At 40.0% G+C, this 1,195-nt stretch carries 3 protein-coding genes; 1 reads left to right on the plus strand and 2 read right to left on the minus strand.

The window, feature by feature from the left end:
• Positions 1 to 11 precede the first annotated feature (11 nt).
• Both tnpB and tnpA read right to left on the minus strand, forming a co-directional pair.
• Positions 12 to 359: an IS66 family insertion sequence element accessory protein TnpB gene (gene tnpB / locus ADS77_RS21110; protein WP_054206959.1), complete on the minus strand. Its 348-nt coding sequence runs from the start codon at positions 357 to 359 to the stop codon at positions 12 to 14.
• Entirely contained in the window at positions 356 to 655 is a 300-nt protein-coding gene (gene tnpA / locus ADS77_RS21115; protein ID WP_054456206.1) for an IS66 family insertion sequence element accessory protein TnpA, read from the minus strand. The genes tnpB and tnpA overlap by 4 nt, the downstream gene beginning before the upstream one ends.
• Positions 656 to 942: 287 nt before the next feature.
• On the opposite strand from tnpA, the gene ADS77_RS21120 reads away from it, so the two are divergent.
• The coding region (locus ADS77_RS21120; protein ID WP_235575840.1) for an IS30 family transposase at positions 943 to 1,195 on the plus strand (253 nt) is incomplete at its 3' end.

The raw sequence follows: 1,195 nt of genomic DNA on the forward strand, positions 1-1,195 counted from the left end.
AATATGATCGATTAGATCATCGATTGATACTGCAATTCTTCATGACCAAGTACATCATATCCCGACAACAACCAATCCAATTGCCCAGGACTGAGTTCAAATTCTTGCAAACTGACTTTGCTTGGCCATTTGAACTTTTGTTTTTCTAAGCGCTTGTACCACAAAGCAAACCCCGTTTTATCCCAGTAAACCAGCTTGAGTTTATCTTTCGATTTATTGCAGAACAAAAATAATGCGCCAGTATAAGCATCACGTTCAAGCTCGCTTTCAACGAGTGCGACCAGACCATCAATGGACTTTCGAAAATCCACGGCGTCACGATGCAAGTAAATACGCGCGGGTTCAACAAACATTTTCATAAGGCAAGCTCACGTAATAATTGACTCAAATAAGCGACAGGCATTGTGGGTGGGAAGCTAATTTTCACGCTGCCGATAGTAAGCATGATCGGCAGTTGCTGTTCAGTGGGGGCGATGTGTTTAGTGACTTTTGCTTGAACAAAACGACTAGATTCAGTATTAAGCTTACTTCGTGCCGCATAAAAGCTTGTTTTTGATAAAGCATGTTGCTGGCAAAACTCAGTAATAGTTAAATCGCTGGCTTGTTGTTCTTCGATAATGTTACGCCACTGCTCAAGGCTACGTATTTTTCTCATGGCTATCTCCTAATTGAAATTCAGAAATAGCTTAATCGGTTTGACGAATTACTGGCAGGTGCACTTTGCTAGACGCTTACAAAATACAAACTTTAGAGTGGGTGTCATCTTTGTTTCACGCGTCAACCCAAATTCATTATGCAAGTGCACCACTGACCATAACCCACCAATAAATATGACATTCTGAAATATTTGCTAATGTAGTAAGTGCGACCAAACTCATTATCGAGGGAATTCAGAATGTCTTAACAGTTTCGAACGAAAAGCTATCTACTATCGATTCAATAGTGGCTTTACGTGGGCAAATTAAGAATAGAGTAAGTATTAGCGAACGACCAAAAATAGTCGAAGACAGAAGCCGAATAGGTGACTGGGAAGGTGATTTAATTGAAGGCAAAAAGGGCTCTGGTTTTTTTGTAACCCATGTTGACCGTAGCTCTCGATATTTAATCGCGAAAAAAATAGAGACTAAGCAAGCTGAGTCATTCAATACGGCTACAGTAGAGATGTTTAAAGAGATTCCAGAGCATAAACAGTTAA

Origin of the sequence: Pseudoalteromonas porphyrae, assembly GCF_001298125.1 — a bacterium.
In the GTDB taxonomy this organism is placed as follows: Bacteria; Pseudomonadota; Gammaproteobacteria; order Enterobacterales; family Alteromonadaceae; genus Pseudoalteromonas; species Pseudoalteromonas neustonica.

Excerpts from the sequence above, each read along its gene's own strand:
- tnpB (WP_054206959.1), bottom strand. The coding sequence starts at position 359 with ATGAAAATGTTTGTTGAACCCGCGCGTATTTACTTGCATCGTGACGCC.
- tnpA (WP_054456206.1), bottom strand. The coding sequence starts at position 655 with ATGAGAAAAATACGTAGCCTTGAGCAGTGGCGTAACATTATCGAAGAA.